Below are 13953 nucleotides of genomic sequence, written 5' to 3'. Positions count from 1 at the left end.
TTCGAGCGCTAGCCGTTGATAATAAAAGGTCGGCGGAGCGCTCCGCCGGCCTTTTTCATTTCTGGGGCGGTTCAGCCCCGGGTGGCGTTGTGCGGGCCGGGATCACGCGGATTGCGGCCAAACGCCTCCTCGCAGACGGCCCGACCGAAGGCTTCTGACACCATCATCTGGCGATCGCCTAGCAGGCCGCCGACGCGGCCCTGAGCGCTGGTCGAAACCCGGATCGGGTAACGGCCCAGTAGCCGATTGTTGCGAGCCGGATCGACGAACTCCACGGTGCCGGACAGGTAATGCTCGCCCTCTCCGTTCAGCAGGGTTTCCAAGCGACTGGCGCGGTCCAACTCGTTGATGTGGACCCGAAGATCGACCGGCGAGGTGCCCCACATGCAGCGGCGGAGCTCTTCATGCACTTCTTCATTGAAGGTGTCGGCGAAGTCGTCCTCAGCGTCGAGCCAGTCAGACGACATGACGATTGAGCCGATCTGCGCGGTCTCCTGAAGCCCGATCGGCAACGCTAACGGGGGGCCACCTTCGATTACTGGGGCGCAGGCCGCGGTGGCGCTAAGCGCCGCAAGGGTCACGGCGGTGATGAGGGATTTCATATCGGTCTCCTGTGCGTGCAGAAGACTTAGTCGAACCCTGTTCATTGACGAGTGAATTCGGCGTAATCAGCGTCCGAAGACCTCAACCCCGATCTGACCTCCGGTCGTCAGCCAGGCCCGCTTCATGCCTTGGCTGTTGAACGGTGCGGCGATGTTGCCGTCGCGATCCAGGGCGATCAGCCCGCCGTCGCCGCCCATGCCGCCGATCTGGTCGATGACACCCTGTGTCGCCTCGGCCAGCGGCTGACCGGCCTCGACGCGCCAGCCGACCTGGGCGGCGGCGGCGACACGGATGAAATATTCGCCCTGACCGGTGCAGGAGGTGGCGGTCCGCTCATCGGCCCAGGTCCCGGCCGCCGGAATGGGGGTGTCCCCGACCCGGCCCGGCATCTTGCCGAACACACCCGCCGTCGAGGTCGCCGCCGCCAGCCGCCCTTGAATGTCCAGAACGCAGCAGCCGACCGTGCCATGGCTCAGCGTCCCTGGCGGATGATTGTCCTCACCCTGACCGGCCCGCGTGAACCAGGCCGCCTCGTCGCCGATCGGCTCCAGCCCCCGATCGTGGGCGAACAGGGCCGCGCCTTCCCCTGCCAGCATGATGTGCGGTGTGCGGTCCATCACCGCCCGGGCGGCCACGACCGGATTGCGAAACCCTTGCAGCGCCGCCACCGCTCCCGCCTTGCGCGTCGCGCCGTCCATCAGGCTGGCATCCAGTTCATAGGCCCCGGCCAGATTGGGCGAGGCCCCCCGCCCGGCGACATAGAGGCCGGAATCCTCCAGCATCACCACGGCCTCGACTGCCACGTCCAGCGCACTGGCACCGGCGTCGAGCCGCGCCTTCATCGCCTCCACGACCTGGCGCATATGCACGACCTCGGCGTCATAGTTCCGCTCGCGCCGCGCACCGGCACCGCCGTGAAGGATGAGGGCCGGGGCATGGCTCATGAGGGTCTTCCCTGTCGTCGTCCGGACCGCTAGCGTCCCGGATCATCGTCGTCGTTTCGCCCGTCCATGCGCGACAATCCTTCCCCTGCGCAAGCCCTGGAAACCCTCTTGTCGTCGTCAATCCCCGACCTTGTTATCGACAGGCGATTGCATCCCGCCTCCATGGCTCCAGCCTTTGCGCGTTTTGGGCGGACGCATATTCCCGGCATCCTCAGCGTGGCCTCGGCGGAGGCCCTGCACACCGGTCTCCGGCAAGAGAGAGGCTGGGTCTGCTCGACCATGGGATCGGACGGCGGAGTCGATCTGCCGCTGGATGGTCTGGCGGCTTTGACGCCTGAGCAGGAGGCAGGCTTTCTGAAACTGGCGCACCGACAGGCGGCCCACGGCTTTCACTATATGTTCGACACGATCCGGATCAGCGACAAGGTAGAGGCGGGCGATCCAGTCTCGCCGGTGCTGAAGGCCGCCTACGACCTGGTCAACGGTCCGGCCTTTCTGGAATTCATAGCCGCCCTCACCGGCACCTCTCGCGGGGTCTACGCCGACATCCAGGCGACCCGCTTTCGGCCGGGCCACTATCTGACGCAGCACGACGATCACCGCGACGGGGCGGGAAGACTGTGTGCCTATGTGCTGAACCTGACGCCCCAGTGGCGGGCCGACTGGGGCGGGCTGCTGACCTTCATCGACGGCGATGGGCATGTGGCCGAGGCCTATACGCCGGCGTTCAATGCCCTCAATGTGCTGAAGGTGCCGCAGGCCCACGCCGTGTCCTGCGTCGCCCCGTTCGCCGATGGGGCGCGCCTGTCTCTGACCGGCTGGGTGCGTGACGCCCGGCCCGCCAAATGAAACTCTCACCAAGGATCCCCTGATGCGCGCAGTCCTGTCCAAGGCCCCCGGCGGCCCCGACACCCTGGTCGTCGAAGAGGTCATGGACCCGCGCCCGATGAAGGGCGAGGTGGTCATCGATGTGAAGGCGGTCGGCATCAACTTCCCTGACACCCTGATCATCGAGGACAAATACCAGTTCAAGCCGCAGCGCCCCTTTTCGCCCGGCGGCGAGGTGGCAGGGGTCGTCGAGGCGATCGGGGAAGGCGTCACCTCTGTGCGCAAGGGCGACCGCGTCATCGCCGTGCCCGGCTGGGGCGGTCTGGTCGAGCGGCTGGCGGTGCCCGCGACCAGCGTCATCAAGATCCCCGACGGCATGGACTTCCCCACCGCTGCGGCCCTGATCATGACCTATGGTACCAGCTACTATGCGCTCAAGGACCGGGCCCAGCTGAAGGCGGGCGAGAGTCTGCTGGTGCTTGGGGCTGCAGGCGGCGTCGGCATCGCTGCGGTCGAACTGGGCAAGGCCATGGGGGCCCGCGTCGTCGCCGCCGCCTCGACCAATGACAAGGTGCAGTTCGCGCTGGAGGCCGGGGCCGACGACGGTCTGATCTACCCCTCCGGCAAGATGGACAAGGCGGCCCAGAAGGAGCTGTCCGGCGAGCTGAAGCTGGCCTCGGGCCGCGACGGACCGGACGTCGTTTATGACGGGGTCGGGGGCGACTATTGCGAGCCGGCCCTGAGGTCCATGGACTGGAACGGGCGCTATCTGGTGGTCGGCTTCCCGGCGGGCATTCCGTCCCTCCCGCTGAACCTGACCCTGCTGAAGTCGGTGTCGGTGATCGGGGTGTTCTGGGGCGCCGCCGTGGCCCGGGACCCGGCCGGCCACGCCGCCAACATGACTGACCTGTTCCAGTTCTGGAGCGAGGGCAAGATCAGGCCGCGCATCAGCCGCACCTATCCGCTGGAGCGCGCGCACGAGGCCATTCAGGCCCTGGGCGACCGCTCGGTCATGGGCAAGGTCGTGGTGACGGTCGACGCCTGATGTCTGAGTTGGCGCTCTCACCGTCGCTGGATGTCGCGGCCCTGAACGCGGTCTTCAAGGTGCATCGCCGCCTGCACATCCCGGATGTGTTGACGCCCGACAGCGCCGAGGCCCTGACGGCGGCCATGGAGGCCTATGACGGCTGGCGGTTAACGGTGGATGCAGGCGGAGAGCGGTTCGAACTGCCGCTGAGCGGCGGTCGCGCCGCCGAGCCGGGCAAGCAGAGCTGGATCGACCAGGCTGCGCTGAACGGGGCCCACGCCGGCATGCAGTATATCTTCGACACCCGGCGTATCACGGTCGAGGGCATCGGCGACGATGTTCAGGACGCCGTGGCGGCCGTTCCCGCCTTTCTGAACAGCCCGGCCTTTATCGCCTTCGTGCGCGGCGTGACCGGCGACGACCGCATCGACTTCGCCGATGCCCAGGCCACACGCTATCGGCCCGGCCACGTCCTGACCGGCCACAACGACGATGCCGAGGGCAAGAACCGGCTCTATGCCTATGTGCTGAACCTGACCCGCGACTGGCGCGTGGACTGGGGCGGGGCGTTGATCTTTCCGGGTGCCGACGGCCAGATCGAACAGGGCTTCGTGCCGCGGTTTAACGCCCTCAATATTTTCGCCGTACCGATGGACCATGCGGTGACCCAGGTCGCCAGTTTCGCCGGTGCCGGCCGCCTGTCGATCACCGGCTGGCTGCGGAGCCACACTGCGATCTGACGGCAGGCCGAAGGCACGGCTTGGTCGAGATTTGCTTGGCCAAAAGCACCCTAGCGGGTGGGAGTGACATCGCCCGTCCGGGCGAGCGTGCCGCCGAACTGACCGGCCCAGGCCGGGGCCAGCAGGGACTGGAAGGTCGAGGCGGGCAGGGCGATCTCATAGGCCCCGTCGGAATAGGGGCCGATCTGAAAGGGGCCGACCAGGAAGATCAGTCCCGCCGCCTTGCCCGGCTCGGAGCCTCCCGCCAGCACAAACGGCGTCGCCGCCGCGCGGGGGCAGGACCAGTCCGACCCGGTCAGGGTCACCGGTGCGCTGTCCGGCGAGCGGGCCTTCTTGGCGGTATTCAGCGCGGAACACAGGGCCCGGTCCAGCGCCGTCATGTCGGCCCCGGCGCGGAACAGGGCGGTGCCCGGCACCTGCGCCTTCGCCGTCTTGTCCCACAGGATGCCGGTGGTGATCGTATTGGGGTGCGCCCCGCCGGAATAGTCGAAGTCCACCCGCTTGAGGCTGAGCAGACCGCTCGTCTCGCCCGCTGCGGCCACGGCGACAGTCTTCTCATAGGGCGGGCGCTGCTCGTCGAAGCCGGCCTCGGCCTGCTCGCCCTGCGCGCCCTCGACGAACTGGCGGAGGGTCTGAACCTCCTTGGCATAGAGGGCGGCATGAAGCTGGGGCTGGGCCTTGATCGCTTCCGGTAGGGTCAGCTTGACCTTGGCGAAGGGCGTGTCGCTGTCGAACTCGAGCGGCGCGGCGGCGGTGGTAGAGACCGCGCCAGGCGCGGCTGACGTTTCGGCCTCGGGTGCCGTCTCGCGATCGCGGTTGCAGGCCGTAAGCGTGGCGGCGACGGCGGCTGTCAGGATCAGGGCGCGGACGGTCTTCATGGGGCAACTCCTTGCAGGGGCCATACGGCACCCAGAATAATGGCGATCAGCAGGACGAACCCCGCCTCGCGATTGGATCGGAACAGGCGAAGCGCCAGCGTGCCGTCGTCGCTGCGCACCCGCCGCGTCTGCCACGCCAGATGAGCGGCATAGGCGGCGAGCCCGATCCAGAACAGCGGACCGAGGCCCGCGAGGGCCCCCGCCAGTCCGGCGAAGACTGTCGCCAGAGCGTAGAAGACGCCGACACCCCTTTGGACATTGCCACCCAGCCGCCGCGCCGAGGACTTCACCCCGACCATGGCGTCGTCCTCGATGTCTTGCAGGGCGTAAATGGTGTCGTAGCCGAGGGTCCAGAATACGCCGCCGAGGTAGAGGAGGAGGGCGGGGATCAGCAATGCAATGATCGGGTGGATGGGCACGGAAACAGCGAGCGGGACCGGCCATAGCGTTATCCAGACGTTCGCCGCCGCAAATCCCATCAGCGCCCCCCAGTTGAAAGTGAGACCCAGCCACGCCTGCGGCCACCAGGTGATCCGCTTCATGAAGGGATAGGCCGCCACCAGCGCCAGCGATCCGACGCCGAGCAAAATGGCCGTGAAGTTCAGCGTCAGCAGGATCAACAGGCTGATCAGGCTGCATCCCATGACGAAGGCCCAGGCCTGTCTGACGCCGATCTGGCCAGAAGGGATCGGCCGCATCGCCGTCCGCGCCACCTGGGCGTCGATGTTGCGGTCGACGATGTCGTTGAAGGCGCAGCCCGCCGCCCGCATCAGACAGGCCCCGATGGCAAAGCCGATAACCAGCCAAGCCTCATACCAGCCGGGCACCGCCCGATACTGCCCCAGCGCCAGCGCTATCCCCTGCCAGCCCGGCAGCAACAGCAGCCAGATGCCGATGGGCCGGTCGAACCGGCCCAGTTTCAGCCAGGGCTTCAGCCCCTCCGGCGCATGCCGGTCCACCCAGTTCGAACCGGCATCGGGAAGGGGGGCGGACGTCATGGGTGCGTCTATTCCCGTTCCGCCTTCAGCGGACGCGACAGCAGATCCTCGATAACCTTGTCGACGGTCGTCTCGCCGTTCAGCAGGGCGGCGACGGCGAGCGAAATGGGCATGTCCACGCCCGTCTTCGCCGCCAGTTCGCGCACGGCGGGCGCGCTCTCACAGCCCTCGGCCACCGACCGCTTGCCGGCGAGGGCCTGTTCCACCGTCTGGCCCTGACCGAGGGCGAGGCCCAGGCTCATGTTGCGCGACTGGGGACTGGAGCAGGTCAGGACCAGGTCGCCCAGCCCGCACAGGCCCGCCACCGTTTCTGCCCGACCGCCCAGGGCCACGCCCAGCCGGGTCATTTCGGCAAAGCCGCGCGTGATCAGGGCAGCGTGGGCACTGCGACCCAGCCCGCGTCCCTCAACGATGCCGCAGGCGATGGCCAGAACGTTCTTGATCGCCCCGCCGACCTCGGCCCCGATCAGGTCGGTCGCCAGATAGGGGCGGAAGGCCGGGGCCGACAGCGTCTCCATCAGCCGCTCGCCAAGGGCCTCGTCCGCGCAGGCCAAGGTGACCGCGCTGGGCAGGCCGCGTGCGACCTCGCCTGCGAAACTGGGGCCCGACAGGACGGCGGCGGGCGCATCCGGCAAGGTCTCGGCCAGCACGTCGGTCATCAGCTTCAGCGAGCCGCGCTCGATCCCCTTCGAACACAGGACGACGGGCACGCCCGCGCGGTGGAAGGGTGCAAAGGCGCTCAGGGTCGAACGCATGTGCTGGGCCGGCGGTACGGCCAGGATCAGGTCACAATGCGCCAGGTCGGACAGTTCCGTCGTCACCGCGACGTGGTCGTCCAGGGTGATGCCAGGCAGGAAGGCTTCGTTGACGCGGCGTTCGCGGATGCTGTCGACCACATCCGACTCACGCGCCTGAAGCAGCACGTCCAGACCGGCCGATCCGGCGACCTGGGCCAGGGCGGTGCCCCAAGCCCCTGCGCCGATCACGCCTGCGGTGCGAAATTCCATGCCCATCCCCTAAGCCTTGGCCCCTTTGCGGCCCGGCGTGTGCGTCGGGGCGGTCAGGGCGCTGTGTTCGTCCAGCGGCCAGCGTGGCCGGGCGGCGGTGTCGATGTCGGAGACCAGACCCAGCCGCAGCCGCTCCGCCCCCGCCAGCGCGATCATCGCCGCATTGTCGGTGCAGTAGGCCATGGGCGGGGCCAGGAAAGCAAAGCCGTTCCTGGCTGCCGTGGCTTCCAGCGTGGCGCGGATGGTCTTGTTGGCGGCGACGCCGCCAGCGACCACGAATAGAGATGGCCCTACCGCCTCGCCCGCGGGGCGAGACTGCTTGAGGGCGATGGCGCTGTCATGGGTCGCATAATCCTTCATCGCCCGGTCGGCACGTTCGCTGAGCTGGCGGGCGATGGCGGTCTGGACGGCGGCGGCGAGGTCGGCCTTGTCCTGCTCGGTCTCGCAGGTCTGGGCCAGGCGCGAGGCGGCGGTCTTGAGCCCCGAGAAGGAAAAATCGCAGTCCTTGCGGCCCAGCAAAGCGCGCGGCAGGTCGAAGCGGGAGCCGTCACCGGACGCCGCCAGCTTTTCTAAAGCCGGACCGCCGGGATAGCCGAGCCCCAGAGCCTTGGCGATCTTGTCGAAGGCCTCGCCCGCCGCATCGTCGATGGTGGTGCCCAGGCGCGTCTTGTCGCCGATGCCGCGCACCTCCAGCAACTGGCAATGCCCGCCAGATACGAGCAGCAGCAGGAAGGGATAATCTACCGGCTGGCCCAGGCGCGCGGAGACGGCGTGCCCCTCCAGATGGTTGACCGCGATTAGCGGCAGGTCGCGGGCCAGGGCTACGGCCTTGCCGAAGCCGAGGCCGACCATGACCCCGCCGACCAGGCCCGGCCCGGCGGTCGCGGCGACGCCGTCGAGGGCGTCATAGCCGATGCCGGCATCCGTCATCGCACGGCGGACGACGCCGTCGATCATCTCCACATGGCTGCGGGCGGCGATCTCGGGCACGACGCCGCCGAAGGCCGCATGGTCATCGATCTGGCTGTGGACCACAGACGAGAGGACCGTCGCACTGCCGTCAGGTGCCAGGCGCACGACCGAGGCGGCGGTTTCGTCGCAGCTCGTTTCCAGGCCCAAAACCGTGAGGGTTCGGGGCAGCGACGTCGCGTCGGTTGCCCGGCCTGCCTCGCTGCTATAGTCCGCGCCGATACTCATTGGGTCGAGGTAACGACCTCGTCCCGCTTCCGCAACGGTTCCCGTCACCCGCATGACCCCTCTCGTCCGCATCGGCACGCGTCGCTCCAAACTGGCCCTGACCCAGTCGGGCATGATGCAGCGCGCCATCGGACGCGCCCTGGGTGTGCCGGAGGCGGATATCGAGGCGGCGGTACCCCTGGTCGAAATCGTCACGACCGGGGATAGGGTGCAGGATCGCCGCCTGATGGACATCGGCGGAAAGGCCTTGTTCACCAAGGAGATCGAGGAGGCCCTGCTGGATGGCCGCGTGGATGTGGCCGTCCATTCGATGAAGGACATGCCGGCCGATCAGCCGCCGGGCCTGTGCATCGCCGCCGTGCCGGTGCGCGAGGATGCGCGCGACGCCTTCATCAGCGATGTGGTCCCCAGTTTCGACGAATTGCCTATGGGCGCGCGGCTGGGTACGGCCTCCCTGCGGCGACAGGCCCAGGCCTTGGCGCTGAGGCCTGACCTGAAGATCGAGATGCTGCGCGGCAATGTGGATACGCGGCTGCGGCGGCTGGCCGACGGCGAGTTCGACGCTATCCTGCTGGCCACCGCGGGATTAAACCGGCTGGGGTTCGAGGGCGTGATCCGCGAGCGCCTGTCTCTGGACAGTTTTCTGCCCGCGCCGGGTCAAGGCGCGCTGGCCCTGCAGACAAGGGTCGAGGATCTGGACGCGGCCTGGGTATCGGTTCTGAACGACACGATGACGGCCTTGGCCATCGAGGCCGAGCGCGGAGCCATGACAGCGCTGGAGGGGTCCTGTCGCACCGCGGTCGGGGCCCATGCCGAAATCGGCGACGGGCGGCTGTTGCTGACCACCGAAATGCTGGCCCCCGATGGCTCCGCCCGCTGGCGACGCGGCGGCGAGATGGTCGAAATCGAGGCGGTAGATGCCGGTGCACAGGCGCGGGCGCTCGGCCTGAGGCTGGGAGCCGAGGTGCATGCGCTGGCCGGCGATCAGAGGGTGTCGTCCTGAGCGACCGGCGTCGCGTCTGGGTCACCCGCGCCGAACCCGGCGCGTCGCGCACCGCCGGGCGATTGAGGGCGATGGGATGGGAGCCGGTGGTGCAGCCGCTGCTGGCGATCCGACCGCTGTCACCCGCCGTGCCAGAGCTGGAGGGCTTCGATGCTCTCGTCTTCACCAGCCGCAACGGCGTCAGTGGCTTTGCCGCCCTGACGCCCCGGCGCGATCTGCGGGTGTTCGCAGTGGGCGCGGCCACGGCACAGGCCGCAAGCGAGGCGGGCTTCTCCGACGTGCAATCGGCCGACGGCGCAGTGGACGATCTGGTCGCCCTGATCGCGCGCGAGATGCAACCCGGCGAGCGGCTGCTGGCCTTGGTGGCGCGCCAGCCCGTGGCCGATCTGGCCACCCTGCTGAACGGTCGGGTTCAGGTCGAGACCCTGGCCGTTTATGAAGCCGTCGAGACGAAGGCGGATGCGCCTGAGGATGTCGCGGCCATCCTGATCCATTCGCCCCGCGCGGCTGTGGCCCTGGCTGGCCTGGGAGTGAAGACCGTCCAACAGTGCCGCATCGTCGCCATTTCGGCACAGGCGGCTGCTCCCTTGCAAGGACTGCCTATCGCCGATCTGAGCATTGGCACCCATCCGAGCGAAACGGGGATGCTGGAGGCGCTTGGCAAGCCCGCGCCCGCCGTATAAAGAGCGCCTCTCTCGCGCGAGCCGGTTCCCGTCCGCGCCGGGCCGCTTTAGCTCAGCTGGTAGAGCACATCATTCGTAATGATGGGGTCAGGTGTTCGAGTCACCTAAGCGGCACCACCTTTTCCGACATCGCCGACGCATCTCCTGATCGCCTCCGCGCGTAAACGATGCGGGCTGCGTCGTGAGCAATCGCGGCGTGGCGTCTTGAACATATAAGGATGTCCTTATATGTCTGCTGGCCCTTACGGCCCGACTGGAGTCCGCCTTGTCCCGATCCACCTTCCTGTTCACGTCCGAAAGCGTTTCGGAGGGCCACCCCGACAAGGTCGCGGACCGGATTTCCGACACGGTCGTGGACCTGTTCCTGGCACGCGATCCCGAGGCGCGGGTGGCGTGTGAGACACTGTGCACGACCAATCTGGTGGTGCTGGCCGGCGAAATCCGCGGCAAGGGCATCTGGGAGAACGACGCCTGGGTCCCGGGTCTGGAGGCCGAGATCGAGGCGGCCGTGCGCGCCGCCGTGCGCGACATCGGCTATGAGCAGGACAAGTTCCACTGGAACACCTTCGAGTTCCAGAACCACCTGCACGGCCAGTCGGTGGACATCGCCGTGGGCGTGGACGCCGCCGACAACAAGGACGAGGGCGCGGGCGATCAGGGGATCATGTTCGGCTATGCCTCGAACGAGACGCCCGAACTGATGCCGGCGACCCTGGCCTACAGTCACGCCATCCTGAAGAAGCTGGCCGAGGTGCGTCATGCGGGCGGCACCCTGCTGGAGCCGGACGCCAAGAGCCAGGTGACCATCCAGTATGTGGACGGCAAGCCGGTGCGGGCGACCTCCATCGTGCTGTCGACCCAGCATGCGGCGGGCAAGGCCGATCAGGTGGCGGCCTTCGTCAAGCCGCTGATCCTGGAGGTCCTGCCCGAGGGCTTCACCGACGAGAACACCGTCTGGCACATCAATCCGACCGGCATCTTCGAGATCGGCGGGCCGGATGGCGACACCGGCCTGACCGGCCGCAAGATCATCGTCGATACCTATGGCGGGGCGTCTCCGCACGGCGGCGGCGCCTTCAGCGGCAAGGATCCGACCAAGGTGGACCGCTCGGCGGCCTATGCCTGCCGCTACCTGGCCAAGAATGTGGTGGCCGCGGGCCTGGCCGACCGCTGCACCATCCAGATCAGCTATGCCATCGGCGTGGCCGAGCCCCAGTCGATCCACGTCGATCTGCACCGCACGGGCCGCATCGACGAAAGCGTGCTGGAGCGCGAACTGCTGGGCCTGATCGGCGGCGCCACCCCGCGCGCCATCCGCCAGCACCTGGGTCTGAACAAGCCGATCTATGCCCGCACCGCCGCCTATGGCCACTTCGGGCGCGAGCCGGATGCGGACGGCGGGTTCGGCTGGGAGAAGACGGATCTGGTGGATCGGTTGAAGGCGCTGGCGGGCTGAGGCCAACCGGACCGATCCGGGACGATCAACCAACGGTGATTTGCCCCCCCCCATCGACAGTTGTGTAGCGTGAGGTTCTGAAAGCTCAGGAGCCGATCGACATGACCGATCCCACGACCTTGCCCGACGTCGTCAGTGTCGGACAGCGCCGCCGTCCCGGCGGCGTTTTCCCAACCGCAGGCGGTGGTGGAGGCGGCAATACGGGCGATCCGCCAGGCCGGACCATCGACCTCGATCCCGGCGACCCGGAGCCGCCACAACAGACAGACCCGTGCGCCTATCCGGATACAGCACTGCCCTGGAATGCGGATGCGGCAGGAGCTTATGCAGTCCAGAAGTTTTTGGAGAAGGCTGCCGAGATCGGCTTTGCCGATGCACCGAATGGGGTGCCGAACCTGCGGAATCGGGAGTTCGGAAGTTTCCTTATCCGAGGACCGGGTGCTTCAATAACCCTCACCCCTACGACGGCGGGAGAGGCTGGTGACCCGACCAGTCTGGAGCTGGACCCGCACAATACCACCCCCTCAAACTATCAAGGTGATGTTCATAGCCACCCATTTGGCAACCCTTTGCCAAGCCAGGACGACTGGAACACGTTTATGGCCAACAATGATCTCGCCCGTCGTGCTGGGCGATCGAACGAGACGTTCTACATGTACATCATTGCAGCAGACCAAAATGGAGGCCCGCCGATCACTTACGTGTATCAAGATGGTCCTCGTCCAGTAGGTAGTCCTGACCCGGCCAAACCAACGCAGCCAGGACCGGAGGTTAATCCCGATGCCCAACCCTGTCCTTAGTCTCGCATGTTTTGGGCTGTGCTTAGCCGTCAACCTGCTGTGCGGGTCACAGTCGCATGCTCAATCGGCAGAGCCCAACAACATCAGACCAACTCAGGCGGAAGGGCGCTCGTTGTTGGACTCATTGATGCTGGTCGCCGAGCGCCGCGACGGATACAGGATTGAAGTGCGTACAGATGCTGGGGTGTTCAATCAGGCAGCCTTGGTGTTGACGTTTGAAGGCCAAAGCTGGCGCGGCACCACAGCTTACTGTGATAGAGTTCGAAACGCCGTCGATGCCTTTCAGTATCTGCCACCTCTGCGGCCCGGCCCAGCGTTGATCTTGCCCGGCGCAGGCCCAGACACCTCCCGTATCGCAACCCGACGTGCACCACCGTGGACCATCAGGACGCAACTGACCGCGCCAGACGGCTCAAACGTCGATGCCGAGATGCAGGGTAGCCAGGGGCCATATGTTGATTGGCTTGATGAAACGATTGACGCGATCAAGGCGTGTGGACCACCGACATCGTGATGTTAGTGGGCACATGTGGCGTGCACCGCTATAGCCGCGCCATGACCACCGACCCCGACCCCATAAACCGCCCCCTACGCTCCTTCGGGCGGATCAAGGCGCGGCCGATCAAGCCGAAGCAGGCGGCGCTGTTCGACAGTCTGCTGCCGCGCATTGCCGTGCCCGATCCGGCGGCGGGGCCGATCGATCCGCAGGCGCTGATGCCGGGTGCGCAAGGCGTCTGGCTGGAGATCGGGTTCGGCGGGGGCGAACATCTGGCGACCCAGGCGGGACGGCATCCGGGCGTGCTGATGATCGGGTGCGAGCCGTTCCTGAACGGGGTGGCCTCGGTCCTGAGGCATATCGACGAGGGCGGGCTTAGCAATGTGCGTGTCCATGCCGACGATGCGCGGGCGGTGATGGCGGCTCTGCCGGACGCGTCGCTGGACCGGGTGATGATCCTGTTCCCCGACCCCTGGCACAAGGTGCGGCACAACAAGCGCCGCCTGTTGCAGGACGAGACGGCGGCCGAAATCGCGCGACTGCTGAAGCCCGGCGGGGTGGTGCGGTTCGTGACCGACTGGGAAGACTATGCGGGCTGGGCGCTGGAGCGATTGGCGCGGACGCCGGGGCTGGAGCGGGTGCCTTCGCCCGATGACGACTGGACCGTGCCGTGGGACGACCATGTCACCACCCGCTATGAGGAAAAGCGGCTGGGCGACACGACGCCGCTGTTCATGGAGTTCCGGCGGGTCTGACCGGCGTCAGTCGCGCAGAGCCGCAAAGGTGCGGATGAAGGCGAACTGTTCGTCGGTTTCTGGCACCGGGCGACCGCGCGCCTTGCCGACGCGAAGGACGGCCTCGTCCGGATCCATGCCGCCGACGATCAGGGCACAGATCGCCAGCGACGGCGCGCGCCCCAGGCCGGCGCGGCAGTGGATCACGATGGCTTGTCCCGCGCGCAGCCGCCGGTCAATGGCCTGGGCCAGCTTGCGATAGGCGGCGACATCGTCGGGCAGGCCATGGTCGGGAATGGGGAAGTTGTGAAAGCCGACGCCGTGTCGCGCGGCCGCACCGCCCTCGTCGGCGAGGCCCAGCTTCTGGGCCTCCGCGGGCTCCAGCATGCTGATGACATGATCGACCATGCCGTGCGACAGGCCGGCCATCTGTTCGTCGAGGGCCTCGCCGCCGTCGGGCTTGCGCGACACGCCCAGGCGGCCGGTGGTGTTCAGTCCGATCCAGTGGATTTTCATCGGCGCTTTCTGGCGGCGCGGGGCGGGGATGGCAATGACTGTC

16 protein-coding genes and 1 tRNA gene are annotated in these 13953 nt (G+C 67.3%); 10 read left to right on the top strand and 7 right to left on the bottom strand.

Features of this window, described 5'->3' with window-relative positions:
* Positions 1–71: 71 nt before the first annotated feature.
* Together JHC81_RS02730 and JHC81_RS02725 are read right to left on the bottom strand one after the other, a co-directional pair.
* Positions 72–602: a hypothetical protein gene (locus JHC81_RS02730; RefSeq protein ID WP_292170329.1), complete on the bottom strand. Its 531-nt coding sequence runs from the start codon at positions 600–602 to the stop codon at positions 72–74.
* Positions 603–668: 66 nt separating this feature from the next.
* Entirely contained in the window at positions 669–1547 is an 879-nt protein-coding gene (locus JHC81_RS02725) for an isoaspartyl peptidase/L-asparaginase family protein (protein ID WP_292170327.1), read from the bottom strand.
* Between the two features lie 162 nt (positions 1548–1709).
* Between JHC81_RS02725 and JHC81_RS02720 the strand changes: the two genes are divergently transcribed.
* The 3 genes from JHC81_RS02720 to JHC81_RS02710 are packed head-to-tail and all read left to right on the top strand — an operon-like array spanning position 1710 to position 4142.
* Positions 1710–2396: a 2OG-Fe(II) oxygenase family protein gene (locus JHC81_RS02720; protein ID WP_292170325.1), complete on the top strand. Its 687-nt coding sequence runs from the start codon at positions 1710–1712 to the stop codon at positions 2394–2396.
* 22 nt (positions 2397–2418) lie between these two features.
* Positions 2419–3420: an NADPH:quinone oxidoreductase family protein gene (locus JHC81_RS02715; RefSeq protein ID WP_292170323.1), complete on the top strand. Its 1002-nt coding sequence runs from the start codon at positions 2419–2421 to the stop codon at positions 3418–3420.
* The gene (locus JHC81_RS02710) at positions 3420–4142 is read left to right on the top strand and encodes a 2OG-Fe(II) oxygenase family protein (RefSeq protein ID WP_292170321.1); all 723 of its coding nucleotides are present in this window, start codon (positions 3420–3422) and stop codon (positions 4140–4142) included. Before JHC81_RS02715 ends, JHC81_RS02710 begins: the two co-directional genes overlap by 1 nt.
* A 50-nt stretch (positions 4143–4192) precedes the next feature.
* Here JHC81_RS02710 and JHC81_RS02705 read toward each other — a convergent pair whose 3' ends face one another.
* The 4 genes from JHC81_RS02705 to tsaD are packed head-to-tail and all read right to left on the bottom strand — an operon-like array spanning position 4193 to position 8222.
* Entirely contained in the window at positions 4193–5020 is an 828-nt protein-coding gene (locus JHC81_RS02705) for a DUF4163 domain-containing protein (protein ID WP_292170319.1), read from the bottom strand.
* Positions 5017–6018 (bottom strand): 4-hydroxybenzoate octaprenyltransferase, encoded by a 1002-nt coding sequence (gene ubiA, locus JHC81_RS02700; RefSeq protein ID WP_292170316.1) that lies wholly within the window; start codon positions 6016–6018, stop codon positions 5017–5019. The genes JHC81_RS02705 and ubiA overlap by 4 nt, the downstream gene beginning before the upstream one ends.
* 8 nt (positions 6019–6026) lie before the next feature.
* A complete protein-coding gene (locus tag JHC81_RS02695; RefSeq protein WP_292170313.1) occupies positions 6027–7025 on the bottom strand; it encodes an NAD(P)H-dependent glycerol-3-phosphate dehydrogenase in 999 nt (332 codons plus the stop codon).
* Positions 7026–7034: 9 nt separating this feature from the next.
* Positions 7035–8222: a tRNA (adenosine(37)-N6)-threonylcarbamoyltransferase complex transferase subunit TsaD gene (tsaD, locus tag JHC81_RS02690; protein ID WP_292170311.1), complete on the bottom strand. Its 1188-nt coding sequence runs from the start codon at positions 8220–8222 to the stop codon at positions 7035–7037.
* Positions 8223–8274: 52 nt separating this feature from the next.
* Between tsaD and hemC the strand changes: the two genes are divergently transcribed.
* The 7 genes from hemC to trmB all read left to right on the top strand — a co-directional run bounded on the left by hemC (position 8275) and on the right by trmB (position 13415).
* Positions 8275–9225, top strand: a complete 951-nt coding sequence (gene hemC, locus JHC81_RS02685; protein ID WP_292170310.1) for a hydroxymethylbilane synthase — start codon at positions 8275–8277, stop codon at positions 9223–9225.
* A complete protein-coding gene (locus JHC81_RS02680) occupies positions 9222–9908 on the top strand; it encodes a uroporphyrinogen-III synthase (RefSeq protein ID WP_292170379.1) in 687 nt (228 codons plus the stop codon). The genes hemC and JHC81_RS02680 overlap by 4 nt, the downstream gene beginning before the upstream one ends.
* 41 nt (positions 9909–9949) lie before the next feature.
* Positions 9950–10025: transfer RNA gene (locus JHC81_RS02675), tRNA-Thr, on the top strand.
* Between the two features lie 148 nt (positions 10026–10173).
* On the top strand, positions 10174–11364 hold the full coding sequence (gene metK / locus JHC81_RS02670) for a methionine adenosyltransferase (protein ID WP_292170308.1): 1191 nt from the start codon (positions 10174–10176) through the stop codon (positions 11362–11364).
* Positions 11365–11465: 101 nt separating this feature from the next.
* On the top strand, positions 11466–12164 hold the full coding sequence (locus JHC81_RS02665; RefSeq protein WP_292170306.1) for a hypothetical protein: 699 nt from the start codon (positions 11466–11468) through the stop codon (positions 12162–12164).
* A 127-nt stretch (positions 12165–12291) separates the two neighbouring features.
* Complete coding sequence (locus JHC81_RS02660; RefSeq protein WP_292170304.1) at positions 12292–12678, top strand: hypothetical protein; 387 nt, start codon at positions 12292–12294, stop codon at positions 12676–12678.
* A 41-nt stretch (positions 12679–12719) separates the two neighbouring features.
* Positions 12720–13415 carry a tRNA (guanosine(46)-N7)-methyltransferase TrmB gene (gene trmB / locus JHC81_RS02655; protein ID WP_292170301.1) on the top strand — a complete coding sequence of 232 codons (696 nt, stop codon included), beginning with the start codon at positions 12720–12722 and terminating at the stop codon, positions 13413–13415.
* A 6-nt stretch (positions 13416–13421) separates the two neighbouring features.
* Here trmB and JHC81_RS02650 read toward each other — a convergent pair whose 3' ends face one another.
* Positions 13422–13910 carry a hypothetical protein gene (locus tag JHC81_RS02650; protein ID WP_292170298.1) on the bottom strand — a complete coding sequence of 163 codons (489 nt, stop codon included), beginning with the start codon at positions 13908–13910 and terminating at the stop codon, positions 13422–13424.
* Between the last annotated feature and the right edge of the window lie 43 nt (positions 13911–13953).

The organism is Brevundimonas sp., assembly GCF_016463295.1.
In the GTDB taxonomy this organism is placed as follows: Bacteria; Pseudomonadota; Alphaproteobacteria; order Caulobacterales; family Caulobacteraceae; genus Brevundimonas.
Note: the sequence above shows the minus strand (reverse complement) of the source record. Positions and strands in the feature narration are given on the sequence as shown.

Bases quoted from the DNA above. Each gene is read 5' to 3' on its own strand.
- hemC (WP_292170310.1), top strand. From the start codon at position 8,275: ATGACCCCTCTCGTCCGCATCGGCACGCGTCGCTCCAAACTGGCCCTG.
- JHC81_RS02710 (WP_292170321.1), top strand. From the start codon at position 3,420: ATGTCTGAGTTGGCGCTCTCACCGTCGCTGGATGTCGCGGCCCTGAAC.
- ubiA (WP_292170316.1), bottom strand. From the start codon at position 6,018: ATGACGTCCGCCCCCCTTCCCGATGCCGGTTCGAACTGGGTGGACCGG.
- JHC81_RS02720 (WP_292170325.1), top strand. From the start codon at position 1,710: ATGGCTCCAGCCTTTGCGCGTTTTGGGCGGACGCATATTCCCGGCATC.
- JHC81_RS02705 (WP_292170319.1), bottom strand. From the start codon at position 5,020: ATGAAGACCGTCCGCGCCCTGATCCTGACAGCCGCCGTCGCCGCCACG.
- JHC81_RS02725 (WP_292170327.1), bottom strand. From the start codon at position 1,547: ATGAGCCATGCCCCGGCCCTCATCCTTCACGGCGGTGCCGGTGCGCGG.
- tsaD (WP_292170311.1), bottom strand. From the start codon at position 8,222: ATGAGTATCGGCGCGGACTATAGCAGCGAGGCAGGCCGGGCAACCGAC.
- trmB (WP_292170301.1), top strand. From the start codon at position 12,720: ATGACCACCGACCCCGACCCCATAAACCGCCCCCTACGCTCCTTCGGG.
- JHC81_RS02665 (WP_292170306.1), top strand. From the start codon at position 11,466: ATGACCGATCCCACGACCTTGCCCGACGTCGTCAGTGTCGGACAGCGC.
- JHC81_RS02715 (WP_292170323.1), top strand. From the start codon at position 2,419: ATGCGCGCAGTCCTGTCCAAGGCCCCCGGCGGCCCCGACACCCTGGTC.
- JHC81_RS02650 (WP_292170298.1), bottom strand. From the start codon at position 13,910: ATGAAAATCCACTGGATCGGACTGAACACCACCGGCCGCCTGGGCGTG.
- JHC81_RS02730 (WP_292170329.1), bottom strand. From the start codon at position 602: ATGAAATCCCTCATCACCGCCGTGACCCTTGCGGCGCTTAGCGCCACC.
- JHC81_RS02660 (WP_292170304.1), top strand. From the start codon at position 12,292: ATGCTGGTCGCCGAGCGCCGCGACGGATACAGGATTGAAGTGCGTACA.
- JHC81_RS02695 (WP_292170313.1), bottom strand. From the start codon at position 7,025: ATGGAATTTCGCACCGCAGGCGTGATCGGCGCAGGGGCTTGGGGCACC.